The sequence below is a fragment of the Paenibacillus sp. FSL R5-0486 genome, from assembly GCF_037975155.1.
Taxonomy (GTDB): domain Bacteria; phylum Bacillota; class Bacilli; order Paenibacillales; family Paenibacillaceae; genus Paenibacillus; species Paenibacillus amylolyticus.
The window spans coordinates 4059785-4082664 of the sequence record NZ_CP150237.1 but is presented as its reverse complement, the minus strand read 5'-3'; the positions used below and the strand labels follow the sequence as shown (position 1 = coordinate 4082664).

At 45.0% G+C, this 22880-nt stretch carries 17 protein-coding genes and 1 riboswitch; of the genes, 11 read left to right on the top strand and 6 right to left on the bottom strand.

Annotation, left to right across the window (positions count from 1 at the left end):
* Nucleotides 1-59: 59 nt before the first annotated feature.
* Complete coding sequence (locus MKY01_RS18100; RefSeq protein ID WP_339282937.1) at nt 60-2399, top strand: DNA topoisomerase 3; 2340 nt, start codon at nt 60-62, stop codon at nt 2397-2399.
* A 35-nt stretch (nt 2400-2434) separates the two neighbouring features.
* Here the strand turns inward: MKY01_RS18100 and MKY01_RS18095 are convergent, their stop codons facing one another.
* Nucleotides 2435-3199: an HAD family hydrolase gene (locus MKY01_RS18095; protein WP_047843374.1), complete on the bottom strand. Its 765-nt coding sequence runs from the start codon at nt 3197-3199 to the stop codon at nt 2435-2437.
* 49 nt (nt 3200-3248) lie between these two features.
* Nucleotides 3249-4169: a helix-turn-helix domain-containing protein gene (locus tag MKY01_RS18090; RefSeq protein ID WP_036613670.1), complete on the bottom strand. Its 921-nt coding sequence runs from the start codon at nt 4167-4169 to the stop codon at nt 3249-3251.
* Between the two features lie 380 nt (nt 4170-4549).
* On the opposite strand from MKY01_RS18090, the gene MKY01_RS18085 reads away from it, so the two are divergent.
* The 5 genes from MKY01_RS18085 (at nt 4550) to MKY01_RS18065 (ending at nt 10087) form a co-directional block, all read left to right on the top strand.
* The gene (locus MKY01_RS18085; RefSeq protein WP_315372849.1) at nt 4550-5740 is read left to right on the top strand and encodes an MFS transporter; all 1191 of its coding nucleotides are present in this window, start codon (nt 4550-4552) and stop codon (nt 5738-5740) included.
* An 83-nt stretch (nt 5741-5823) separates the two neighbouring features.
* A complete protein-coding gene (locus MKY01_RS18080; RefSeq protein ID WP_036613671.1) occupies nt 5824-6549 on the top strand; it encodes an ATP-binding cassette domain-containing protein in 726 nt (241 codons plus the stop codon).
* 22 nt (nt 6550-6571) lie between these two features.
* Entirely contained in the window at nt 6572-7891 is a 1320-nt protein-coding gene (locus MKY01_RS18075) for a hypothetical protein (protein ID WP_127547710.1), read from the top strand.
* Entirely contained in the window at nt 7884-8582 is a 699-nt protein-coding gene (locus MKY01_RS18070; RefSeq protein WP_017688086.1) for a response regulator transcription factor, read from the top strand. The genes MKY01_RS18075 and MKY01_RS18070 overlap by 8 nt, the downstream gene beginning before the upstream one ends.
* Nucleotides 8579-10087, top strand: a complete 1509-nt coding sequence (locus MKY01_RS18065; protein WP_282321109.1) for a HAMP domain-containing sensor histidine kinase — start codon at nt 8579-8581, stop codon at nt 10085-10087. The genes MKY01_RS18070 and MKY01_RS18065 overlap by 4 nt, the downstream gene beginning before the upstream one ends.
* Before the next feature lie 124 nt (nt 10088-10211).
* Here MKY01_RS18065 and MKY01_RS18060 read toward each other — a convergent pair whose 3' ends face one another.
* The gene (locus MKY01_RS18060) at nt 10212-11438 is read right to left on the bottom strand and encodes a glucose-1-phosphate adenylyltransferase (RefSeq protein WP_282321110.1); all 1227 of its coding nucleotides are present in this window, start codon (nt 11436-11438) and stop codon (nt 10212-10214) included.
* Nucleotides 11439-11631: 193 nt separating this feature from the next.
* Between MKY01_RS18060 and glgB the strand changes: the two genes are divergently transcribed.
* Both glgB and glgA read left to right on the top strand, forming a co-directional pair.
* Nucleotides 11632-13638, top strand: coding sequence for a 1,4-alpha-glucan branching protein GlgB (gene glgB / locus MKY01_RS18055; RefSeq protein ID WP_127547716.1), 2007 nt, complete (start codon nt 11632-11634; stop codon nt 13636-13638).
* Nucleotides 13635-15077, top strand: coding sequence for a glycogen synthase GlgA (gene glgA, locus MKY01_RS18050; RefSeq protein ID WP_339282932.1), 1443 nt, complete (start codon nt 13635-13637; stop codon nt 15075-15077). Before glgB ends, glgA begins: the two co-directional genes overlap by 4 nt.
* A gap of 142 nt (nt 15078-15219) precedes the next feature.
* Here the strand turns inward: glgA and MKY01_RS18045 are convergent, their stop codons facing one another.
* Together MKY01_RS18045 and MKY01_RS18040 are read right to left on the bottom strand one after the other, a co-directional pair.
* Nucleotides 15220-16986: an alpha-glycosidase gene (locus MKY01_RS18045; RefSeq protein WP_339282931.1), complete on the bottom strand. Its 1767-nt coding sequence runs from the start codon at nt 16984-16986 to the stop codon at nt 15220-15222.
* Nucleotides 16987-17296: 310 nt separating this feature from the next.
* The gene (locus tag MKY01_RS18040) at nt 17297-18472 is read right to left on the bottom strand and encodes a M20 family metallopeptidase (RefSeq protein ID WP_339282929.1); all 1176 of its coding nucleotides are present in this window, start codon (nt 18470-18472) and stop codon (nt 17297-17299) included.
* 183 nt (nt 18473-18655) lie between these two features.
* Between MKY01_RS18040 and MKY01_RS18035 the strand changes: the two genes are divergently transcribed.
* The 3 genes from MKY01_RS18035 (at nt 18656) to MKY01_RS18025 (ending at nt 21919) form a co-directional block, all read left to right on the top strand.
* A complete protein-coding gene (locus MKY01_RS18035; RefSeq protein ID WP_083677436.1) occupies nt 18656-20119 on the top strand; it encodes an ABC transporter permease subunit in 1464 nt (487 codons plus the stop codon).
* Nucleotides 20106-20828 carry an amino acid ABC transporter ATP-binding protein gene (locus MKY01_RS18030; protein ID WP_076328542.1) on the top strand — a complete coding sequence of 241 codons (723 nt, stop codon included), beginning with the start codon at nt 20106-20108 and terminating at the stop codon, nt 20826-20828. Before MKY01_RS18035 ends, MKY01_RS18030 begins: the two co-directional genes overlap by 14 nt.
* A 218-nt stretch (nt 20829-21046) precedes the next feature.
* Nucleotides 21047-21242: riboswitch (cyclic di-AMP (ydaO/yuaA leader) on the top strand.
* Between the two features lie 2 nt (nt 21243-21244).
* Complete coding sequence (locus tag MKY01_RS18025; protein WP_339282927.1) at nt 21245-21919, top strand: 3D domain-containing protein; 675 nt, start codon at nt 21245-21247, stop codon at nt 21917-21919.
* 107 nt (nt 21920-22026) lie between these two features.
* Here the strand turns inward: MKY01_RS18025 and MKY01_RS18020 are convergent, their stop codons facing one another.
* Nucleotides 22027-22818, bottom strand: coding sequence for a polysaccharide deacetylase family protein (locus MKY01_RS18020; RefSeq protein WP_076328543.1), 792 nt, complete (start codon nt 22816-22818; stop codon nt 22027-22029).
* Between the last annotated feature and the right edge of the window lie 62 nt (nt 22819-22880).

Here is a 22880-nt window from a genome sequence, read left to right as displayed (position 1 = left end):
CGTCGGCGGAATGCCCCTTTTTGCCGTCATGCGGACGGTGAAGGAGGAGAGATGGACGGATGAAGACACTGGTTATAGCGGAAAAACCCGACATGGGTCGAACCATTGCCGCCGTCATAGAACCAAAGGCCAAGAACAATCGCACGTATCTGGAGGGTGAACATTACATCATCACTTGGGCGATAGGGCATTTGCTTGGACTGGCTGAACCGGATGCCTATGATACAAAGTACAAACGCTGGAATATAGCGGACCTCCCGATCATACCCGATCAGTTCAAGATTGTACCCAATCCGAGGACTAAAGATCAGCTTAAAATGATTGGAGAACTGGCAAAACGGGCTTCAGCGATCGTTAATGCGTGCGATGCAGGGAGAGAAGGTCAGTACATTTTCGCCCTCATACAACAGCAATTGAAGCTGCGTCAGCCTGTAAAGCGTTTATGGATATCGGATTTGACGGCAGAGAGCATTAGACGTGGTTTTGATGGTCTGAAGGATGCCTCTGAATTTGAAAATCTGACCCATGCTGCTCGCGCCAGAAGTGAAGCCGATTGGCTGATCGGGATGAATGCCTCACGGGCGTTTACAACCCGCCATAATGCATTGTTGTCTGTAGGCCGTGTGCAGACGCCGGTACTCGCGCTAATCTACGATCGTGAAATCGAGATTGAAGCGTTCCAGTCACAGACCTTTTATGAAGTAGCCGCCTGGTTTCGGCAGGAAGGTGTTGAGTACCGGGGACTGCGTCAGGGAGATAAGTTGACCGATGCGGAGGCAGCAGAGGCCATTGCAGCCAGTGTGAAGGGCAAGACAGGGCAGATTACCAAATACGAAGCGAAGCAGACGAAGGAGTATCCGTATCGTTTGTATGACCTGACCCTTTTACAGCGTGAAGCCAATGCCAAGTTTGGATATGGTGCCAAAAAAACACTGGATATCGCACAGGCCTTGTATGAAAAACACAAGGTGATTTCGTATCCGCGGACAAACTCCAACTATGTTACAGAACAGAATATTGAAGGTATGCACAAAACACTAAACCTGCTTAAAAATGGTACCTATAGTGAGCTTGCGCAGGGGGCCAAGCCGGAGCTTGTTCATAAGAATAATAAAGGGGTATGTAATCCGAGCAGGGTTGAGGATCACCATGCGATCCTACCTACTTTGAAGCGACCAGGTACCTTATCCAAGGATGAGCAGAACATCTATGATTTGATTGTCAGACGTTTCTTGTCTCATTTTTATCCTCCGGCAGAGTATAAGCAACATACCGTGCTCACCGAAGTGGAGAAACATCAGTTTAAGACATCTGTCAAAGAGCTGTTGTCCCTCGGATGGAAAGTGGTTCTCGGTTCTGGAGATCAGGAACAGGGCGGTGCAGGCAAGAAGAAGACCAAGAAAAACGGCAATGAGGAAGAGGAAGCTGAAGAGTGGACGGACAAGGCTTTTAGTGTGCAACCTGAATTGCCTGTTCAATGCACGAAGAGTGAGTTCAAGGAGAAGGCGACCCAGCCTCCCAAGAGTTATACCGAGGGAACATTGCTGAAAGCGATGGAGAGTGCAGGCAAGCAGATCGAGAATGAAGAGCTGCGAGACGCGATGAAAGATAGTGGTCTGGGTACTCCGGCTACACGTGCGGCTACAATTGAACGCCTCAAAAACGTAGGTTACATTACGCTGCAAGGGAAGAAAATGCAGTTAACGCTCAAAGGCAGAACAGCTATTGAGTTGATTCGTCGCGCGGGTGTAGATCTGTTAACTTCACCTGAGATGACCGGGCAATGGGAAAGAAGATTATATCAGATTTCCAAAGGTGAGGCGGGTCAGGACAAGTTCATGGAGAACGTCAAGAAATTCACCTTGTCCATCATTGAGAAAGTGCGTGTACAAGCTCCTGCTCCAGCAGATGCTTTTGGAGAAGATTCACGGGCAGGCAGGGGGAAAGGCAAGGGAGCCAGAACCCAGGCAGGCAATACAAGGACATCAGCCAAGACGGCTAGTGGCGGTTCAACTGTAAAAACGTCCCGTCAGACTTCGGCATCTTCATCGAGAGCCGGCAGTGGGAAAAATGTGACCACCAAGGCGCCGTCCTCAAGTGCGAGCCCATCGGGAGTGAGAGAGTTACTGGCACCTTGCCCCTCTCCTGGCTGCACGGGTCAGATTATAGAGGGCAAGAAGGGTTATGGATGCTCACGTTTCAAGGAAGGCTGTTCATTTGTGGTCTGGAAAGAGTATGCAGGCAAAAAAATTACCAGTACGATGTTAAAATCGCTGATTGAGAAGGGGAGTACACAAGTACTGTCGTTTAAAAGAAAAGACGGGAGTACGGTGAAAGCACGTATTATTTTGCAGGACGTAGTAACAGGCAAATTATCTGGTGAGAAGCAGGATGCTTGATCTTAGTTAACAGTTAACATACAGCAAAAGGACCCTTATCCAAGGGTCCTTTTCTGTTGCTGCTGTTGTATATTTTCGTGTATGACTTTTGGTACCTCTTCCAGTGCAGTGATGGTATACATCGACGTTTCCGGATTAGGCTGAAGTTCTACGATGTTGTATTGCCATTCATTCGGTTGTTTGATATAAATGCTGTGAATTCCGGCTTTTACCGCAGGCATAATATCTGTGCGTAGTGAGTTGCCAATCATCCATGTTGCACGACGATCAAACGGACCATTAGACAGAATGCCTTCCAGTGCCTCGACGTTTTTGTGTTGTCGGATATAGATCCGATCATCAAAATAAGCCGAGAGTTTCATCTGATCAATCTTGCGCTGCTGAATCACGGTTTCGCCGCCGGTATATAAGTAGAGGGAATGTCCAGCACCTTTAAGGTTTTCAAGCGTTTCAACCATATGAGGGTAGGGTTCAACCTCCTGGTCGTATACACTCATGCCCAACTTGCTCAGATAAGACTCTTCTCTGGGAGAGGTTAATCTGGCGAACTTGCTGGAGAAATAACGATAGGTATCAATCAGGGATTGCGGGAAATGATGACTCGCAAAACCAAGCTTGTTCACTCCGGTTACATCGATCTCCAGCTGTTTTTCCCGAATCTCTTGTGTTGTCAGAGAATGTCCATCAAACCACTCTTGCATATTCTCAAAGAATTCTCCCAAAATCAGGTTGAAGTATTTGTTGCAATATACGAGTGTATCATCAAGGTCAAACAAAATATGTTGTTTCATTATTTTCATGATCTAACTCACTCCTTGTAGCCAGTAAATCCACAATGGTTCAACTAAATTAAATGCGAATATAGGATTCCAGGAACATATTCAATTCAGATACGCCATCCGGCCGAATACTGTATTTCTCTTTACGGTTACTTCCGAGCAGATGGGTCCGTAGCAGACCTGCGATGCGTAGCGCCATAACCTGGTCTTTGACCGTGTCTTCGTCTTTACCTAATTCTTCACACATCTCAGCGAGGGATTTGGGTTCATCCGATACGTAACGAAGCAGGCGAAGTCTTTCGGGATCAGCCAGCGCATGGGTAAAACGTAAAAGACATGTTGGTGGCTGGTCTTCGTTCTCTTCAGGTGCATCTACGGGATACTGCATGATCATCATACCCTCATAAAAACAGTACATATTAATAGGACGATTGTGCACCGTTGGAAACAGGATGACTTCGTTCAGTCCCGGCATCGGTTCAACAAGAACGCCCGCTGTAGCATATTCAATAAGCAGTTCAGAGCCCATTTTATCAAGCAAAATGCGTTTTTCTTCGGCATCTTCTTCCAGCCACACACGCTGATCTTCGCTCATATTCTGACAGTAGTGTTCATCCCATAGTCGCAATAATGGGACATAACTGTTCCGAATGCGCGTAGATTCTTCTATTGTAAGAGCCGGCAGAAGAGGAGACACACGTGCAAACAGGTCTTCCGCTGTCATTCCGGCAAGCATGTCCAGGAAATCACGATTCTCCGATGTATCATTTTGATAGGCTGCCCATGCAAACAAAACATCAAAATCATCAAAAGGCCAAGTGGCAGCAGGTGCGAGCGCAGCTCGTACATTGGAACTTAGTTTGCCTTCCACTTCCAGAATCCATTCAGGACCAATATCCAGATGCTGAATCCATTTTTTCGTGACATAAACCAGAAAGCTGTTGAGCATTTCATATATCGGTGAAACATCAATTTTCACATGATAAGCCATATTGTTGCAGAATCCTCCCGTCACATCTAAATGTACGCAGCGACTTAAGTACGATTAGTGCGTGTTCAAAAAGTCTGGTTTTCAGTACCAAGAAGATGGAAATGGAGTAGCGGAGCGTAGGAAAACTACGTGAGCAACGGACATTTCGGCTGAAATTCATCTTCGAAGCTGATGATGCCACTAGGCATGATTCGTAATCAAAAGTGAACTTTTTGAACAACCTCTATTATGGCTTGTTTTGCAGGGCGTTGTCCACTATAATGTTCAAGTCCGGGGCAAAGCCCTGATCTTTGAATAGCAGTTTAAAACCATATGTATAACATACAAAAGTCGTCAGCGATGGCGATTTTTCTTTGTGTGCTCGCAGGAGGAATGAATTCGTGTCATCGATTACTCGTCCCAAACTATCACACTCGACAGCGAACTATCTCATTTTGATTACGGTTATTGTGGTGGCGGGAATAAGTCAGGGGCTTTTGCTGCCTGTGCTTTCGATTTTTTTGGAGCAAAAAGGGGTTTCACCAGGTTTAAACGGATTAAATGCCGCCGCGTTGTACATTGGCTCTTTTGCCATGACTCTCGTTGCGGAGAGACTACTGGGTGCATTCGGTTTCAAAAAGTTGATTGTAGGTGGCCTGATATTAGTCATGGTCCCTTTAATACTATTTCCGTATTTACCAGATATTAAAATATGGTTCATATTGCGTCTGATCGTTGGAATAGGAGACAGCGCACTTCATTATGCGGCTCAGCTCTGGGTGCTACTTGTTACCGCTCCTGAAAAGCGTGGACGCTACATATCACTATATGGCATGTCCTACGGGCTGGGATTCAGTATTGGTCCGCTGGGAATTAAGCTGCTTGGCTTCGGTGATGCTGTCCCTTTCTGGGTCTTGTTCATCTGTATAGCAGCAGTGCTTATACTGGTATTAATGAAGCTTCCGGATACAAAACCGGAAAAAGCAGAGCATGGCCAACTACCTGAACGTCGCTTCCGTCGTAGTCTGGCATGGGCCTGGTATGCACTTTTACCAGCACTCTTATACGGATATATGGAAGCGGGTATGAATAGTAACTTCCCCGTGTATGGGCTGCGTATTGGATTCGATACCAATCAGATTTCGTCGTTGCTTCCTTTTATCGGGATTGGAGGTTTGTTCCTTCAATTACCTCTCGGAATGTTGAGTGACCGATATGGGCGGAAGAAGATATTGATGTTTGCGGGCATCAGCGGGGGAATCATCTTCATGCTGGTTCCAGTCGCAGGTACGCATTTCTGGTGGACGCTTGTATTGTTAACAATCGCAGGCGGCCTGGTCGGTTCCTTTTTCTCACTGGGCCTGGCCTATGCCGCAGACATTTTGCCTAAGGTGTTGCTGCCTGCAGCCAACGTCGTTGCTTCCTTTCATTTCACGATTGGAAGTATTATTGGGCCGAATCTGGGTGGTCAGATGATCAACTGGATTTCACCCGGAAGCATGTTCACGTTGCTGGGATTCATGTACCTTCTTTTCGGCGCAGCAGGTATATTATTTCGTCGTAAACCTGAGTTCGAATCTGTGTTAAAATAGAAGCTGGTGTTCGCATGGAAATTGATGTCCATTTCCGAGTACACTAGTGGTAGGGAAAAACATGGACAAGAGGAGACATCGCGATGATCAGAGTAGAGAACTTGAGTAAATCCGTTGGCGTGGACCGCGTTCCCGTTCTACGGGATATTCGATTTGATATGCAACAGGGTGAAATGATAGCTGTAGTTGGCTCAAGCGGTAGCGGTAAAAGCATGTTGCTTAAATGTTTGGCCATGATGGAAAAATGGGATTCCGGCCGGTTTACGGTGGATGGCGCCGAGATTTTGAAAGAAGGCTGGTCTGGAAAACGGAAAATCAAACGGGAATGGGCATACTTGGAACAAAATCCAGAATTATTTCCTAGACGTACGGCTCTTAAAAATGTATTAATCGGACGATCGGGTCAGACTCCTGTATGGAGAATGGTAACCGGTATGGTACGTTCCGATGACTATATGGGTGCTATGGATTATCTCGAAGGGTTGGGATTACTTGATAAAGCACATCAAATAGCAGAGAAGCTCAGTGGTGGCGAGAAGCAGCGTGTTGCTATTGCAAGAGCACTTGCTCACGGTGCCAAAGTCGTTTTGGCGGATGAACCAGTCATTGGTCTTGACCCTCACACAGCAGATTCGGTGCTGGAAACGCTGCGCAAATTATGTGAAGAAGAACGTGCAACAGTCATTGCAGTACTGCCTATTGAGCTTGCTGAGAAACATGCCACACGGATCTGGGGATTGGCAGAAGGCAAGATTGCTTTTGATATTCGTGGACGAAGACTGACACAGCAAGAAAAAAACCAGATTTAAACTATTGAAAAGAGTGATGAGATTGTTTAATTCACGGTGGGGACGCTTTGTAGCAGCAGGAACTATGGCGATTATGCTTGGTTCTGTTCTAAGCGGATGCACAGTCATAAGTGACCCCAAGGGTTTGATGAGAAAACCAATGATGTCCACCGATAAGGAGAAACTGTACAACGTGGTTCAGGTTAAACTGCCGCCAGAGAGTACATTGATTCGTCCCAAGGATATGAATAATACCAGCATGATTCGGGTGGAAGACCTGAACGGGGATGGAACTCGGGAAGCGATTGTTTTTTATGAGACACCTAATGAGAATGTGCGAATCCATGGCATGATTTTGGAAGAGCAGGGAGGCACATGGGTTAAAAAACTTACATTTGATGTGCCGGGAAATGAGTTGCAATCCTTTAAAGTATTGGATATTACGAATGACGGAAATCCGGATATTATTCTTGGTGTAAGCCTGCAGGAGCAGAAAGCCCTGACTGCATATTCCTACAAGGGCGGGGCACTGGAGCAGGTCTTGGGTGGAGTTCCATATAATCAATATATCATTGATGATGCGCAGGGGAACACGCTGGATTTGAGCGGAGATAGTAAAAGTGATTTTGTTATCATTTCGCTGAACAACAGCGGTTTTGCAACGATTGCGTTATACCAGTACGAAGATGGCAGCTTCAAGGAAGTTGATCGGGTGCAGACCGATTATACCGTTAAAGAAGTTTATAATGCTCTGGGCGGAGAGATTGCCAAAGGACAGATGGGCATTGTACTGGATGCCGAGCTGGATGATCGGAGTTCCTTCTCGCAAATTATGTATGTTAAAGATAACAAGTTAGTCAATGCTTTCAAATCACCGGATCAAACGTATAGAGATGACAAAATTTTAAGCGGTGATGTTGATAATGATGGTATTATTGAGTTTGGACTTAAAGAGACTCCAAAAGGTTGGGAGCATTACGTATTTGACTCTCGGTTGTGGTTTTACACCTATTATCAGTGGGATGGCAAAGATAGCAAGAAATTTGTCTCATTCCAATTCCGAGATGATGCTGATTTATTCCATCTAAATCTCAAGCCAGAGTGGTACGGTAAGATCACTATTGACACCAAATCGGAGAAGGAAAAATATATTCGATTTAAAATGATTGATACGGACGAAACCGTAGCAGAGATCAAATATTTCACCCTTTCCAAGTGGGAACAGGAGAAGGGTAAAAGCTGGAAGGAAATTACGCGTACCAAAGATCGGGTTATTGCTTCACGGGTAGCACAATCAGAGGCGGGTAAAGATGCACTGAGCAATACTTCTCAGCTGAATAGAAAGGGAGAACTTAATGAGTAAAGTACTTATTCTTGAGGATGAAGAATCCATCCGCAGTTTTATAGTGATTAATTTAAAGAGAAACGGATTCGAAGTGCTTGAAGCGGGTGACGGTCATGAAGCGCTTCGCATACTGCAGACAGTACCGGATATTGATCTGGCTCTGCTGGATGTCATGGTACCAGGTATTGATGGATTCGAGGTGTGTCGACGGATCCGTGAAACCAATGAACGTCTGGGCATCATCTTTCTGACCGCCAAAGTTCAGGAACAGGATAAAGTGTACGCACTCTCCGTTGGTGCAGATGATCACGTCAGCAAGCCTTTCAGCCCAACAGAGTTGATTGCACGTATTCAGTCATTGTTACGCCGCGTGAATGTGCATCGGGAAACTGCGGCAAAGGTTACGTTCCAGTCCGGGCCATTTTCACTGGACCTGATCTCGAAGCAATTCAAAAAACAGAATGAAGCCATTGAGTTGACTCCAACGGAGTTTTCCTTGATTCAGTTTTTCCTGGAAAAAGAAAATACACCGCTCAGCCGCGATGTATTGTTAGATCACGTATGGGGAAAAGAGTACATGGGTGATCCCAAAATTGTGGATGTCAACATTCGTCGTTTGCGTCAAAAAATTGAGAACAATCCTTCCGAGCCCGAATACCTGCAGACTGTATGGGGTCACGGGTACAAATGGAAGGGCCGGGAGCAATGATTAAAAAAGGCATTACTCGGCAGATCGTACTACATTATTTCTTTGTAGTTTTTCTCGCTCTGCTGTTGGTCGAATTCGTATTTATGTTGGCAGTTCAAAGGTATTATTATGAGAGTATCTACAATACGATTAGTACCCACATTTCTAATTCAAAGGACTTTTTCGAGCCGATCGCTCGTGAGAATACTACGGAGGATGGCAATAATCTGTCTAGACTCCTTGTGAACTTGGCATTGTCCAATACTGAATTGGAAATTTTGGATCTGAACGGGCGCGTATTGGCGAGTTCTACTGCTTTTGAATCTGACCGTGCTGTGCTGCAAACCAGTGATATTATGCAGGCTCTGAATGGGGATATGGGACGCTGGATTGGAAGACAACCGGGTACTGGAGAATCTGTCATGGCCGTTTCACACAAGTTTGATCTGGGCGGCGAAAATACTTATGTTATTCGATATCTGACATCACTTGAAGATGTGAATTCAAAGCTGTTGAATATGGGACTACTCGCAGCTGCCGTTGGTGTTGGAGTGCTTGCTATAGTGTTGATCATCAGTATTGGTATGGCAAATTCCATTGTACGTCCAATTAACAACATCACCGCAGTATCTGCCCAAATGGCTAGAGGACGGCTGGATGTCAGGGTTAAGGGGAATTATAAGCACGAACTGGGCGAATTGGCATCAACACTTAACTTCATGGCACATGAGATTGTGCGGAGTAATCAGATCAAGGATGATTTTATCTCTTCGATCTCACATGAATTAAGAACACCTTTGACCAGTATCAAAGGCTGGAGCGAGACACTGGATTCAGGCGGTTATGATCCGGAAGAAACCCGTATCGGTATGGGTATTATCTCCAAGGAAACCGAACGACTGATTGGACTTGTTGAAGAGATGCTGGATTTCTCCAAATTGCAACAGAATCAGATGAAGCTGGTCAAAGGAACGGTCAACATTCGTGAAATTGTACAGGAAACGATGTTGAATGTCTGGGCCAAAGCGGAACAAAAACAGGTCCATCTCAAGTTGGAAACGGACGAGACTCGTGCTTATAATGTCCATGGAGACGGTAACAGACTGAAACAAGTCTTCCTGAATGTTGTGGACAATGCGATCAAATTTTCACATGAGAATTCCTGGATCTTCTTGTCGGTCAAAGAGGAGAATGGTCAGATCATTGCAGCTGTTCAGGACACCGGTATCGGAATTAGTGAAGAACATTTAATTAAAGTACGGGACCGTTTCTTCCAGGTGAACCATCAAAATGGGGGAACGGGACTAGGTCTTGCGATTACGCAGGAACTGGTAGAACTGCATGAGGGAACGATCACGATGCAAAGTGAACTCGGATCGGGGACAACCGTTACGGTTACGTTACCGGCTGTGGCTGAGGAGATGGGTCCAGAAGAGTCTGTAACCGCGTCTGGTGATGCTGAAGTCACAGATGAGCGAACAGCTAGAGATGCAAGTGATACAAAATCAGATCTAGAAAAGTCTTAAGGTTTTAAAAGATAAGAGATTTTTCTACCTGATGATCGAGCATGTACGTTTTATAATATCCATATCAACACCAAAAAAAGGCGAGCCATCTGAGGCTCGCCTTTTTCATCTTATGTTTATTTCATTATGAAGAAAGTTCGCCAGTGCGCAGGCGTCCACTTTTCTCATATACTTCTTTCAACATACGAACAGGTTGCGTACGGACAGCCGGTTTGGCAGAGACGATCTCGTTAGGTCCAACGACCACAATTTCATCTGCTGTACCTTTAACGATTGCACCGTCCTTGATTATTGCACCTTCACCGATGATGGCGCGTTCGATGTGAACCCCACGGCCTATGCGTGCGTTAGGCATAACAACACTGTCTTTAACCTCAGAGCCTTTACCCACTTCTGCACCGCAGAAGATAACGGAACGTTCTGAACGACCTTCGATTGCACAAGAGTCGTGAATCATGGAAGTAACATGTTCGATCTTTGTATGTCTTGCTTTGTAAGCACTTGGTTTGGAGCGCCAGTCGCGAGTAAACATCGGCCAGTTTTCTTTTTGCAGACTCCAGTCTTCCTCGTTGTGTAACAGATCCATATGTGCATCCCAAAGGCTCTTAACCGTACCTACGTCTTTCCAATAACCATTAAAGTTATAGACAAAGAGGGGATTATTTTCGTTCAACATTTGAGGAATCACATCTTTACCGAAGTCATGGCTGGATTCAGGATTAGCGGCATCTTCCAACAGATGGCGTTTCAGATAATCCCATTTGAACATGTAAATGCCCATTGAAGCCAGATTACTTTTTGGTTCAGCCGGTTTCTCGGCAAACTCGGTTACACGCAAATCAGCATCGGCAGCCATAATCCCAAAGCGATGTGCTTCATCCCATGGCACTTCCATAACTGAAATCGTTGCAGCGGCATTATTGGCTTGATGAGCCTCCAACATATCGCGATAATTCATATGATAAATATGGTCACCCGACAAAATTAGAACATTTTCGGGGTTTTGTTGATCAATATAGTCGATATTTTTATAAATAGCATCCGCCGTTCCCAAGTATTCGTCATTTCCTGTATGATAAGATGGAAGCAAGGATATTCCTGCCTCACTTGAGTTACCATGTCCCCATGGTTCTCCTCCACCGATGTGATCGTGTAAAGATTCCGCTTGGTACTGCGTCAATACTCCTACAGTATCGATCCCTGAGTTTACGCAGTTACTGAGAGGAAAATCGATGATCCGGTAGTGCCCGCCAAACGGTACAGCGGGTTTTGCGAGACTTGAGGTTAAAGGGGCTAATCGCTTCCCTTCTCCTCCCGCCAACAGCATAGCGATGCAATCTTTATTAAACATAATCGTTTCCCTCCCAAAATATTGTGCATTGTAGTACATCATTAACGCAAAGTAGAGCAGATGAAACGATTGTTACTGTAAAAATTCTGAAAATGAACAACATTTTCTAATTCACCGCATTTTTCTTTTCAACTTGGCTAGACTGGGGTAATGGTTACTGTTATATCTATTTTCTTGAGAAGAAGGTGATCTCTTGGCCATTCAACCGTTAGCACACCCGGACATATTGCCGGAGCATATTTATTTATTTCATGAAGGTAACCTTCATCACAGTTATCGAATGTTGGGCGCGCAACCTGAGACTTGCGATGGCCTTCAGGGGTATCGCTTTACCGTGTGGGCACCAAACGCCGTAGAAGTAGGACTGGCTATGGACCGCAATGAATGGAAAGGCGAAAAGGAACCTTTATATAAGATACCCGAATCAGGATTTTGGAGTCGTTTTTTTCCGGAAATTAGCGAAGGAACTTTATACAAGTTCCGTATATTAACGGAAGATGGAACAGAATTGCTCAAAGCGGACCCATATGCGTTTCAAGCAGAGGTTCGACCTCAGACAGCCTCTGTCACCAGTTCAATCGAAGGGTACAAATGGAATGATGGGGCCTGGAGACGCAAACAACGTGCCATGTATAACAAACCTCTACATATTTACGAAATGCACATGGGAACCTGGAAGCGCAAAGAAGACGGAAGCCTCTATAGTTATCGCGAGATGGCTGATTTGCTTGTTCCTTACTTATTAGAAATGAAATATACACATGTTGAAATGATGCCCCTCAGTGAGCATCCATATGACCTTTCGTGGGGCTACCAAAACACAGGGTTTTATGCGCCAACCAGTCGTTATGGGCATCCAAAAGATCTGATGTATCTAGTGGATACACTACATCAGGCAGGGATTGGCGTATTGCTGGATTGGGTACCTGCACATTTTGCCAAAGACGCTCATGGGTTGCGTATGTTTGATGGTACGCCTTTGTATGAGTATGCAGATCCGATGTTAGCAGAGAAGCCGGGCTGGGGCACACTTAGCTTTGACTACTCGAAACCTGAGATTCGTTCATTTCTGATCTCCAATGCATTATATTGGATGGAGATGTATCATTTTGACGGACTCCGTGTTGATGCGGTTACGAGTATGCTACGGCTTGATTTTGAGAAGCAGCCAGGACAATATCGTACCAATGATGAAGGTGGTCTTGAGAACAAGGAAGCTGTAGCCTTTTTGCAGCAACTGAATGAGACGGTGTTCAAGTATTTCCCTTATGCATTGATGATGGCTGAAGAATCCAGTGCATGGCCAATGGTGACTTTACCTGTAGATGAAGGTGGTCTGGGTTTCAACTACAAATGGAACATGGGCTGGATGAACGATACGCTTGATTACATGGAATCTGATTTTCATGAGCGTCCTTCCAAACATCATTTGCTGACTTTCCCGGTCGTATACTCCTTTGCTGAAAATTATGTGCTACCTCTGTCACATGACGAGGTTGTTCATGGCAAAAAGTCGCTCCTCGACAAGATGCCAGGAACTTATGAGCAGAAATTTGCCGGCATGCGTGCTTTTCTGGGCTATTTTATGACTTTCCCAGGGAAAAAGCTGTTGTTTATGGGTGGAGACTTTGGCCAGTTCATCGAATGGAAAGATGAGGATCAACTGGATTGGTTCTTACTGGATTATGACAGTCACCGCAATTTGCATAAGTTTGAGCGTGAGCTGTCTAACCTGTACTTGAGTGAAAAAGCTTTGTGGGAGCTTGATCATTCCCTAGACGGTTATGAATGGATCACTCCGGATGATCAGGACCAGAGTGTCATTTCATACGTACGCAAAGGAAAAAAACCTGCGGATACACTCCTTGTGCTCATTAACTTTCAGCCGGTCAAGCGGGAGCGTTACCGGATTGGTGTCATGCGTCCCGGTATGTATACCGAAGTTCTGAACAGTGACCATTCCGTTTACGGCGGTTCAGGCATTACTAATGATATGCAACTGCCTACCGAAAAGATTCCTTTTCATGGGCATCCGCATAGTCTCGAATTGGTATTACCTCCGCTTAGCATCGTGATTCTAAAAAAGAACACACGTCGGAAAACGGATGAATCACCTGCGAGTATAACTTCCGTCAGTTCAAAAACGAAGAATAAAAATGAAAGCAACACGCTCAAACCGAAGAGGAGGACAAAGGCATGAATATTCTATTTGCTGCTGCTGAAGTACATCCATTTATCAAAACAGGAGGCCTTGCTGACGTAATCGGTGCTCTCCCGTTTGCATTGAAGAAGAGCGGGGCAGATGTGCGGGTGATTATGCCTAAGTACAAGGGGATTCCCGATGAGTATAAAGACGCGTTACAGCCCGTAATTACAACGGATGTGCCTCTTGGCTGGCGCAGGCCCTATTGTGGAATAGAAATGCTGGTTCATGATGGAATTCCAGTCTATTTTGTGGATAATGAGTATTATTTTGGGCGTGATGGAGTGTACGGTTATATGGATGATGGTGAGCGTTTCGCCTTCTTCAACCGTGCAGTTCTCGAAGTGTTGCCACAGATTGAGTTCAAGCCTGACGTGTTGCACAGTCATGACTGGCATGCAGGAATGATTCCTTTGGTGCTTGAAGCACACTACAGACACGATCCATTCTACAGTGATATTCGTACGGTATTCACCATACATAACTTGTTGTATCAAGGGGTATTCCCGCATCAGTTATTCAGTGATATCCTTGAGCTGGACGATCGATATTTCACCGTGGATGGAGCCGAGTATTACGGTAATGTCAACTTCCTGAAGGCTGGAATTGTCTACGCTGACCATGTAACAACCGTTAGTCCAACTTACGCACAGGAAGTGAAAACATCTTATTACGGATACGGTCTGGACGGACTGCTTAGTTCACTTGGAGATCGATTCAGCGGGATTGTAAATGGCATTGATACCAAGAGCTACAACCCGGCTACAGACACCAAGATCCCGGTGAAATACAGAACAAGTCTGTCCAAGAAAACGGAAAACAAAATTGAGCTGCAAAAGGAACTTGGACTTCCTGTTCGTCCTGATGTACCTCTTATGGTCATGGTCACAAGGCTTGTGGATTCCAAAGGACTTGATCTGGTCTGCCGTATCCTGGATGAATTGTTGTATTATGATGATATTCAATTCGCTGTACTTGGAACAGGGGAGCAGTCCTATGAACACTGGTTCCGTGAAGCCGCAAATCGTTATCCACTTAAAATGTCTGCACAGATCAAGTTCAACGACGGGTTATCCCGTCGGTTTTATGCAGGCAGTGATATCTTCCTGATGCCATCCAGATTCGAACCGTGTGGTATTAGTCAGTTACTGGCTCTGCGGTACGGTAGTGTGCCTCTCGTAAGGGAAACAGGCGGTCTGAACGACACTGTGCAGGCATACAATGAGTTTACTGGAGAAGGGAATGGTTTCTCATTCTCGAGCTTTAATGCACATGACATGATGAATACCATTCGGCGTGCTGAGGAGATCTACAAACAGCCAGAACACTGGAAGAAAATTGTGAAAAATGCAATGGGCGGAGAATACAGCTGGAATGTCTCAGCTGAAGAATATATGGATATTTATCGTCGGATCACACTTGACCTTGTAAATTGATGTAGTCTTGAATGAGTCACAGCACATGATGCTGTGGCTTTTTCTCATCCAAAAAAACACTTCCAAAGTTCAGAATGAAGTATCATCTGAGACGGTGGAAGTGTTTTTCTTTTCTTTTATATGACTGTTTAGAATTTAAACCTCAGTTGTGTTGGATAGTTGCCGGATCAAGCTGTCTGTACAAAATGCGATACCCATAGGGGTCAAGCTTAATGTTCATCATTCCATCGGCTGGAAACACAGGCTCTTCAGTTAATGCATCTTTCCAGTCTTTTGTTTCCATGGGATGAGAAAGCGTTCGATCTTGAGGTGTATTGTTCATCCATACGGTAAAGTGAAGGTTGTCATCCACACGCTCGTACACGATACAGGGATCATTGTGATCAGCCTTGAGGAATCGGAAGCGTCCTTTGCGAAGGGCTTCATTGCTTTTGCGTAGATCGATCATCAGACGATAGAAATCATACAATTCTCTGTCTTGCTTGGCTGGGTCCCATTCCATACATTTTCGACAATCCGGGTCAGCATCACCACTAATCCCAACTTCGTCGCCATAGAAGATACAAGGTGTACCGATATAGGTGAAAAGAAATACAACCGACAATTTTAATCGTCGTTTGTCTTCTCCTAACCGGGTGAGCAGTCGTGGGGTATCGTGGCTGCACAGCATATTAAAGATCACTTCGTTGGTTTGTTGCGGATAGCGCATAATCAGTGAACCCATCTCGTTGGCAAAATGATAACCGTCCATTGAACCACAGAAGAACTGAAGCACTTTGTCGGCAAATGGATAATTCATGACGGAATCGAATTGATCTCCCATAAGCCAGGTCAAGGAGTCGCTCCATACTTCTCCAACAATATAGGCTTCAGGGTTCGCTGCCTTAACAACCTTGCGAAAATCACGCCAGAAATGGTTGTCCACCTCATTTGCTACATCCAGACGCCACCCATCCAGCTTAATTTCTTTGATCCAGTACTCAGCTACATCAAGTAGATATGCCTTAACCTCAGGGTTGGCTGTATTGAACTTGGGCATGTTGCCATAGAACCCAAATGTATCGTAGGTTGGTATACCATCCTTGATCTGAACCGGATATTCATTGATGTGGAACCAATCGGCATACTTAGAGTTTTTGCCATTCTGGAGAACGTCTTGAAAAGGAGGGAAGTCTTCGCTGCAATGGTTAAACACCGCGTCAAGCATGACACGTATACCCAGGCGATGACATTCTTCTGTCAATTGTTTAAGCAGGGCATTATCACCGAAATGGGGGTCGACTTTTTTATAATCAATCGTGTCGTATTTGTGGTAGGAATTGGCCTGGAATAACGGGGTAAAGTAAATGGCGTTCACGCCAAGTTCAGTTAAGTCATACAGATGATCCAGCACACCTTGCAGATCTCCACCAAAATAATTGTCCAACTCAGGTTTGCCACCCCAGTCATGGGTTTCTTTTGGATTCAGCTTGGGATCTCCATTAGCAAACCGTTCCGTCATGATCTGATAAAAGACGGCTTCTTTGGCCCACTCGGGCACCTTAAACAGATCAATTTCATGTATATACGAGAACTCATAATATCCTCCAGTTGGATAGGGGGTCTCATAATGAATTCCATTATCCGCAAGAAACACATCTTCTGAACCGGCAGTTATCCGAAATATATAAGTGAGACGTTTGAATTGTGGCTTGACGGCAGCCTCCCAATAATCAAACATGTTATCCGAAGCAGCCTTCTCCAATTGAATTTCCTTGTACGTTCCATTCCAATCGTACTTATCTCCGGTCAGTGCAGTCACGTATTGCACATCATTACGTTTGGTTCGTACGCGCAGATGTATGGTAGACGAATTATAAGCATAAGCCCATTTGTCACGAGGAACATGATACATGGCTTCGAGCAGCATGACAGCACCTCCTGAATATAAGATAAGTTATAGAGGTTGTTCAAAAGACCGCTTCATCCCATCTTCTCGGTACTGAAAACCGGTCTTTAGAACACGCACTTATAGTTATAATTAACCAAGTTAACCAGCAAACGAATCACATTTACTGTAATAAAATGTATTATTTTCATCGTTTTCAAAGGTTTCTTTCACAGCATTTCCAGCTTTGTGCTGAATATACTTACAGCTAATTTAGAAAAAAGGGTGCCCTGAACAGCTTGGAATTCAAGATTGTTCAGGGCACCCCTATATAACATGTTGAAAGTGAATTTTAGCGAATAGCTTGCTCGAACTCCGTGCGGATGGTTTGAAGCAGCTCTGGCTGGCTCAGTACGTCATAGGCTGTTGTTGCAAGTGCCTTGGCTCCCAGAATCATGCCATCCAGCGCACGCTCCTGAAGTGCAAGGTCACGGAAGGCTATGGAGTGCAGTGTATGCACCTCGTCTACAACACGAATGTAGGGATGAATTGCAGGACATTTCAGGGAAACGTTACCGATGTCCATAGAGCCGTGATCATTACCACTCACAATCTCTTCTTGCGGGATTCCAAGTTCCATCAGATTTTGACTAAACGCAGCTGAGAATGCTTCATTGGTAACCATCTCGTCATAGGACGTTTCATAGTTGGATGTCACCAGCTTGCATCCTGTCTGGAGAGCAGAACCTTCAGCGATCTGAATCACACGTTCTGTGAGGATATTCAGTTCTTTACGAGTTGCTGCCCGTACATAAAATTGCGCAGAAGCATAGTCAGGAATGATATTTGCTGCCTGACCTCCGTTGTTGATCACACCATGAATCCGAACGGTGCTTTTCACTTGTTGACGGAATGCATTAATCCCGTTGAACGTTTGAATGACGGCATCAAGTGCATTAATACCTTCGTGCGGACTTGCAGCGGCATGTGAAGATCGGCCATGGAATTCAAATTGCACAGCATCAATAGCCAGCGAGCTGCCTGACTTTTCATAGGCATAATATGGATGCGCCATGAGAGCGACGTCACAGTCATCGAACAAACCTGCTTCAGCCATCGGAACTTTGGCACCACGTGTCTCTTCAGCGGGGGTACCAAACACTTTAATGGTTCCACCTACTTCATCCAGAATAGATTTTAGCCCAACAGCGGCCCCAAGACTCATCATACAGATTAGATGGTGACCACAAGCGTGACCGATCTCCGGCAAGGCGTCATATTCGCACAATAAAGCAATGGTAGGGCCGGGTTTGGCGGCTGAATAGGTTCCGATAAAGGCTGTCTCCAGACCGAGGATTGGAGCCTCTACAGTGAAACCGTGGAAGAACAGTTCTTCTTTCAAACGGGCAGAAGCGAGATACTCTTCATTTCCCAGTTCGGGGTTGGCACCGATATATGATGAAATGGCTTTAAAACGGGAAGCATATTGATCAATAACCGTCAGAATTTGTGATTTGTTAGCTGTCATTAGTAAACTCCTTATGCAAAAATGAAAATAATTCATTGATTATATCATGTTTGCTTTATTTTTTCAGAAACAAGTCAAGATTTGTATTGTCAAAATGCATTGCATAATCATGCATTGTACTTTATAATGACTCAGTCATCAACATGAGAAGCATACAAAGTATTGTAAGGGGAGAGAAAAAGGTTGAAATTAATAAGTCGTTACACCATGATGCTGTTGACCTTTGTTATTCTGCTGACGACTGCCGTTCCTGTGGCACTTGCAAGTGGAACTACAGATAATTCAAGCAGTAAAAAGCTGGTGCTCGGTACAAGTGCCGATTTTGCACCATATGAATTCCATAAAGTGATTAATGGCAAAGATGAAATCGTCGGTTTCGATATTGAGATCGCCAAAGAGATTGCCAAAGATCTTGGCGCTGAGCTTGTGATTGAGGATATGGGCTTCGACGGTCTTCTGCCTTCATTGCAGAGCGGGCGTGTTGATCTGGTGATTTCAGGTATGACGCCGACGGATGAGCGGAAGAAAAGTATCGATTTTTCCGACACCTATTATAAATCAAAACAAGTGATTATGGTTCGCAATGTGGATAAAGACAAATATCCAACCATGGCAGAACTTGAAAATGCGAAGATTGGCGTTCAGAAAGGCTCCATTCAGGAAACGATCGGACAGAGTATTCCAGGAGCGAAGCTTACTGCGCTGGATAAAATCTCGGATATCGTGCTTCAACTGCAAACAAAACGCATTGACGCGGCAATCGTTGAAGATACCGTTGCTGTAGGTTATCTGGACGATATCATTGGACTTGCTGCTGCTGTTCCGGACGAAGAGCAAGCAGAAGCGGCAATCGGGATTCGTAAAGGTAATACCGAGCTGCTAGCTGCAGTAAATGGAACACTGGAGCGACTGAAAAGCGAAGATAAAATCAATCAGATGGTGACGGACGCCAGCCTCTTGATGGCGGATAAAGCGAACAAATCACAAAATATTTTCCAAGTATTCTGGGAGTACAAAAGTTTCTATGCTACAGGTGTAGGATACACACTTCTGTTGTCTGCACTTGGGGTTATCTTCGGGGTAATTATTGGATTGATCATCTGTTTGTTCCGTTTGCATGACGCTGCAATCTTGCGCTGGATCGGTACGGCTTACGTTGAAGTGATCCGTGGCACACCGATGTTGGTACAGTTGATGATTATTTACTATGGTTTTTCCCTGAGCTTTGGCATTAACTTCACTGCACTTCAGGCAGGTATCATTACACTTTCAATCAATAGTGGTGCCTATCTGGCGGAGATTTTCCGTGCAGGTATCCAAGGTGTGGATCGTGGTCAGTTGGAGGCAGCGCGTTCATTAGGTATGGGAAGAGGCGCCGCGATGCGTTATATCATATTGCCACAAGCCTTCAAAGCTGTATTACCAGCGATCGGTAATGAATTCATAACTATCATCAAAGAATCCTCCATTATCTCCGTTATCGGTATGGTGGATATTATGTATCAGGCAAGTGTAGTCAAGAACATTACGTACCAAGGGTTGAGTCCATTTTTGATTGCAGCAGCCATCTACTTTGTAATGACGTTCATTTTGTCCAAGCTGCTGGGACGACTGGAAAGGAAGTTGAGTGCAAGTGATAGACGTTAGACAATTACACAAATCTTATGGAAATAACGATGTGCTTAAGGGCATTAACGTGACGATTGGCAAAGGTGAGGTTGTCGTGGTCATCGGTCCTTCCGGTTCAGGTAAAAGTACTTTCTTACGTTGTCTGAATCTGCTGGAACAGCCTACCTCAGGAGAGATTGATTTTGAAGGCGTGTCAATCACGGACCCCAAGCATAACATTAACGCAACTCGTGAGAAAATGGGCATGGTGTTCCAGCACTTCAACCTGTTCCCACACAAAACGGTACAGCAAAACATCACGATTGCTCCGATTAAAGTGAAGAAACAATCCACTCAGGAAGCGGAGAAAATTGCCTCTGATCTGCTTAACACCGTGGGCTTGTACGATAAAAAAGATACATTCCCGAATCAGCTGTCTGGTGGACAGAAACAGCGGATCGCCATTGCTAGAGCATTGGCCATGCAGCCGCATGTGATGCTGTTTGACGAGCCTACGTCGGCACTGGACCCTGAGATGGTCGGCGAAGTGCTGGATGTCATGAAACGTCTTGCAGAAGGCGGAATGACGATGGTCATCGTAACCCATGAGATGGGTTTCGCACGTGAAGTGGGAGACCGCATCTTGTTCATGGATGGCGGGGTTATTGTGGAAGAGGGAACACCTGATGAGGTGTTTGGAGCACCCAAAAATTCACGTACACGTGATTTTCTTGCGAAAGTACTCTAAACGATGTGATCAAATAGCGTTACTGACTTCGAGTCGGTAACGCTATTTTTTATGGATAATAATGACGTATGGATTCGGAAAAGTAACTATTCTGTTACCAAATATAAAGGAATCGGGTCAACCAAACTTTCTGAATTAACCAGTATTCTTACAAATGCTTACATGCTAAAAACCATTTGGTAAGAATTACTACAAGTTCAGGTTACAAAATTGTGATATATTGAACTCTGCCGAAACTTCCGGATAGGGAGTGCGGGGGATGTAACGATGCAGATTGTGCAGGGGGAAAGATCTACAGCACACTGCTTGGGGTGAATTGGGTACATAACGTTTCAAATGTAACGAAGAACCTATAGGGTGGGCTCCTCATCCGAATCCGACAACTAACTTCGCAGGCACAATGAGGGAGGAAGACCATGATTAACAAGAAACGTATAGCCAAAACAGCAGTAGCATTAATGACAACAGCAATGCTCATTCAAGCCGTTCCGGCTCACGCCGATTCAGTTCATGTGGCCAAAGAAGGGGATACCTTCTACACCTTATCAAAACAATATGGAGTAGCACTCAACACGTTAATTAAAGCAAACAACGACATTTCGGCTTACAACATTTATGGTGGTTTGAAAATTACGATTCCCGGTAAGGCAAACAATGTAGCAGCCGCTGCGGCAACGGAGAGCAAGACCCAAGCGAAGACTGTTGCTACAGCAAGCTTGGACGTCAACGCAGATAACAAAGTTGTTCAAGCCTGGGGTAAAACATTCGATTACAGCAAAGCTGTGAACGTAAAAGCAACGGCATACTCTGCAGATCCGTCTGAAAATGGAGGCTGGGGTGCAGTCGATTATTTCGGAAATGACCTTGAACTGGGTACGATTGCAGTTGATCCAAGTGTAATTCCACTTGGAACCAAAGTACTGGTAACTGGTCACAGCCATCCAGGATTGCCAAAACAAGCTTTTGTAGCCACAGCGCGGGATGTGGGCGGTGCAATCAAAGGTCACCGGATTGATATCTTTATCCCGGGTAGCAAACAGTCTGTAAGCTCATTTGGTTTTCAGGATATCGAGCTGTACATTCTGAAGTAGAGAGAAAAGAACATTTAAAATGAATTCAAACAGGGTGTCTGCCAGTCGCTAATTCGCGATTGAACAGCACCCTTTTAATATTCTCATTTATTTCTACCACGGTCATCTTAATCTTTGGCCTTGGGCAATCCCAGCATTTCGTCCAAGGTGACCAGTTCATATCCCCGATTACGTAGTTCCTCAATAATTTCAGGCAAAGCCTCAATCGTGCCGTTCAGGTTTGACCCTACACCGCCTCCAGCATGTTGCAGAACGATGGAGCCGGGTTTTACGGCAGAAAGAATGTTATCTTTCACCTGTTCCTTTGAAAGGCCTTTCCAGTCCAGGGAGTCTACGTTCCAGTTCACAATGCTATAGTGTTGTTTGGCAGCCCATCTCAGCTGTTCTTCATTAATGTCTCCATAAGGTGGCCGAATCATCTTGGGCGTATATCCTGCCAAACGTTGGATAATATCCCCGGTATGTAAAATTTGTTTGCGAAAGGCATTCATCGACAGTTTACTGAATTCAGGATGATTGTAGCTGTGATTACCAACCATATGCCCTTCCTTAACGATGCGTTTCACCAGATCCGGATGTTTCTCAGCACGACTACCCACGATGAAGAATGTAGCTCTGACATTGTATTTCTTCAATACATCCAGTACTTGTGGAGTAAATCGTGGATCAGGTACATCATCAAAAGTCAGTGCAACCTTCTTGGTTGAAGGACCATTGGTTTTGAACGTATCGGCATATTTTTGACGTAATTGTCCCAATGTCAGTTGTTCTTCTTCCGCAGAATCCGAACCTGATACTGATTCACTTGGCGGGCTTGAAACATCCCGCGATGAAACTGGAGCATGAGATCCCCCGAGAAAAATAACGATAACCATCAGCATAATGAGGCGTACGCGCATAATAACGGCCTCCTTTTCCAAAATGACGTTCTCCTTGGTATGCCCGGGGGTTCCATAAAATA